Genomic DNA, 3,266 nt, shown 5'->3' with positions numbered 1-3,266 from the left:
GTAAGCATTCGGTCAGATGCATCTTTTTTGAGATATTCATAGTCTTTACCTTTGCATAATCAGGAGTTAACAAACATTTAACGAGCAATCAGTTTATGCAAAAGAAGAAACGAGTGACTATGCGCTTAACGAAGAAGCAGGCCTATCCTATCATCGAACAGTATTTTCGTAGTGGATTAATGGCACGAGAATTTTACACTCAGGTCGGTTGGACAGATAATCAGTTTTACTTGTGGCGTAATCATTATATGCAGGAACATAATATGTTCCCTGAAGAAGAATCATCTGCCCCCAGCTTTCACCCTATTGAGGTCAGTCAGCCAGAGAAGATATCCCCGACAAATCCGGAAGAAAGTTTTACCATAGAGATAATATATCCCAATGGCGTAACCCTGCGGGTATATTCTAAAAACACCTCACAGCTGGTAGATTTAATCAAGCTTTATTAATGTTTAATCTAAATGATTCTCTACGCTATTATTTATGCTCCCATCCAGTAGATATGCGGGGAGGGTTTGATCGTTTATGCGGTATCGTAAGGGATACGATGAATCGTGATCCTTTGAATGGGGAGGTCTTTGTGTTTATCAACAAATCCCGAACCCGTATTAAACTGTTGCATTGGGAAAGAGGTGGCCTGGTTGTGTATCATAAGCGTTTAGAGTACGGGCGAATAAGTATTCCCAGACTAAATCAGTCAACAGGACATTATCACTTATCATGGTGTGATTTGGTGCTCATGGTCGAAGGTATCAGCTTAAATCGTGTTATCCGTAAAAAGAGATATAACATTCCACATAAAACCGCATAAATAAAGGCTTTATAGCTTGTGTATGTCACTCGGTTTTTGTATCTTTAACATATGGAAAAGATGCAGGAATTGGAACAAAAATTAGAAGAAGCCCTCCTTCGTAATCAGGAGTTAGAGCTAAAAAATACTTTCCTGCGATCTGATAATGATAAGTTAGAATCGGATGTTCATAAATTGCAGTCCGATTGTGGCCAGCTACAATCCAAATTATCGAAACTTAGTGATGAACTGTTTTATCTACGACGAACACTGTTTGGCCGTTCTTCGGAACGCTATATAAAAGAAGACCCGAATCAGTTAAGCCTTGATTTTTATGGCTTAGTACAGTTGGAGGAAGAAAAGATTTACCTGAACGGTGTATCTAAAAAGAGTCCGCAGATAAAAGGCAAAAATAATGATTTCATAAAAAAACATCCGGTCAGGAAACCTTTGCCTGAGCATCTGATACGTCGCCGGGAGATAATCGAACCTGATTCTTTGCCCGAAGATGCTAAATGTATTGGTGAGGAAATAACTGAAATATTGGAGTATATTCCCGGAGAGCTTTATATACGCGAAATCGTTCGTAAGAAATATGCATTAAAAGATGGCTTAGGAATCATTATAGGTGAATTACCCGGCTTACCTTTGCCTAGGAGCAATGCCGGTGCTTCCCTGTTGGCTAATTTATTGGTAAGTAAATATCAGGATCATCTTCCCTATTATCGTCAGATAGAAATATTTAAGCGTATTGGTGTTCATTTAGCAGCATCGACAGTTAATGATTGGAGTGCATCAGCCATTGATTTATTAGAGCCACTTTATCAGAGGTTGAAAAACAATGTGCTGAGTTGTGATTATATACAAGTAGATGAAAGCACAATCCCTGTACTGGATAAAGACAAACCGGGTGCAACCCGCAAAGGGTATCATTGGGTGGTGCGTTCCCCGGAAAAACAGCAACTATTTTTTCATTATGATAAAGGATCCAGAGCGCAATATGTAGTTGTAGACCTGCTCAAAGACTTTAAAGGTACGGTGCAGAGTGACGGATATGGAGCTTATAATATTTATGAGAAAAAACAGGGAGTACTACTGTTAGGATGTTGGGCCCATGCCCGGCGGAAGTTTGAGCAGGCATTAGGAAATGATCCGCCAAGGGCAGAATATGCCCTCGAACAAATAGGTAAACTTTATGAATTGGAACGGCAGATCACCGATGACAATCTTACTAAAGAGCAAACAGAAAAATTACGCAAAGAAAAATCGTATTCAATCCTTCGCGATTTTGAGAAATGGATTGATCTGAATTATCCCAAAGTATTGCCCAAATCAAAAATAGGGCAGGCTATGTCATATACTTATGGAATCTATCAGCGTCTGGTTCGTTATGTATTGGATGGTAGATATCGCATTGATAATAATCTGGCGGAAAATGCCGTAAGGCCATTAGCTTTGGGACGCAAAAATTATTTGTTCTGCTCGAATCATCTGTCAGCAGAAAGGGCAGCCATGATTTATTCCTTGCTCGGTACCTGCAAGGTATGTGGTGTAAACCCAATTCTTTGGCTTACCGATGTATTAAATAGGATACAGGATCATTCTATACAAAAGCTAGATGAACTGTTGCCCGGAAAATGGAGGCCTTCTGCATTAAAACTCCCGTAAAAGAGCTGAATTACTTATAACTATTTAGATAACGTCTATATAAACGCCATACTTGAGAGGTTGTAAATCTGTAACCTCTACTGGTTTTAAAACCCTGCTTATTTAGTGTATGAGAAATCTGTAGATATGTTTTATTCTCCCTTCGGAGCATCACAATAAGGATCAAGGCACGTTTGTTGTTCTCGTTGTTGAGTGCTTTAGACTTATTGGTTTTGATACTATTGGCTATAGCCCGGCTATGATTGTTCAGTAGATTCTCCGGCTTACCTAATTTTATCCCCTTATCTCTTTTTGCTTTTAATGATTGCTTGGTTCGCTCTGATATCAACTTGGCTTCATACTCAGCTATAGAACTGATAATATGGAGTATTAATCGGTTGGCTTTTGGAAAGTCACAGAAAACAATCTCAACATCACTTTCCAATAATCGACTGGTAAATGCTACATTACGTGATAAACGATCCAGTTTAGCACAGATTAATATAGAGCCACTTTGTCTGCATTGTTCTAAAGCTTCAGTTAATATAGGACGATGATTATTTTTACCGGTCTCGGTCTCTGTATACTCCTTAAGAATTTTGCTCCCATCCTTTACATGATTTTTTATAATCTCCCTTTGGGCCTCGATTCCAAGACCACTGATCTGCTGTTTAATGCTACTTTGACGAAGATATGATATATAGGTTTTTTTATACTCTGAATCCATTTTGCATAAACTGATTGCTCGTTAAATGTTTGTTAACTCCTGATTATGCAAAGGTAAAGACTATGAATATCTCAAAAAAGATGCATCTGACCGAATGCTTAC

At 38.6% G+C, this 3,266-nt stretch carries 4 protein-coding genes; 3 read left to right on the top strand and 1 reads right to left on the bottom strand.

Annotated elements, in window-relative coordinates; translation table 11 throughout:
• The first annotated feature begins 119 nt into the window (after positions 1-119).
• The 3 genes from tnpA to tnpC are packed head-to-tail and all read left to right on the top strand — an operon-like array spanning position 120 to position 2,458.
• Positions 120-449 (top strand): IS66 family insertion sequence element accessory protein TnpA, encoded by a 330-nt coding sequence (tnpA, locus tag ACYPZI_RS15675; RefSeq protein ID WP_459603269.1) that lies wholly within the window; start codon positions 120-122, stop codon positions 447-449.
• Positions 449-811: an IS66 family insertion sequence element accessory protein TnpB gene (gene tnpB / locus ACYPZI_RS15670; protein WP_459603267.1), complete on the top strand. Its 363-nt coding sequence runs from the start codon at positions 449-451 to the stop codon at positions 809-811. Before tnpA ends, tnpB begins: the two co-directional genes overlap by 1 nt.
• 51 nt (positions 812-862) lie before the next feature.
• A complete protein-coding gene (tnpC, locus tag ACYPZI_RS15665; protein ID WP_459603265.1) occupies positions 863-2,458 on the top strand; it encodes an IS66 family transposase in 1,596 nt (531 codons plus the stop codon).
• A 10-nt stretch (positions 2,459-2,468) separates the two neighbouring features.
• Here tnpC and ACYPZI_RS15660 read toward each other — a convergent pair whose 3' ends face one another.
• Positions 2,469-3,164, bottom strand: a complete 696-nt coding sequence (locus ACYPZI_RS15660; RefSeq protein ID WP_459603263.1) for a recombinase family protein — start codon at positions 3,162-3,164, stop codon at positions 2,469-2,471.
• Positions 3,165-3,266 lie beyond the last annotated feature (102 nt).

Source organism: Dysgonomonas reticulitermitis (genome assembly GCF_054601275.1).
Note: the sequence above shows the minus strand (reverse complement) of the source record. Positions and strands in the feature narration are given on the sequence as shown.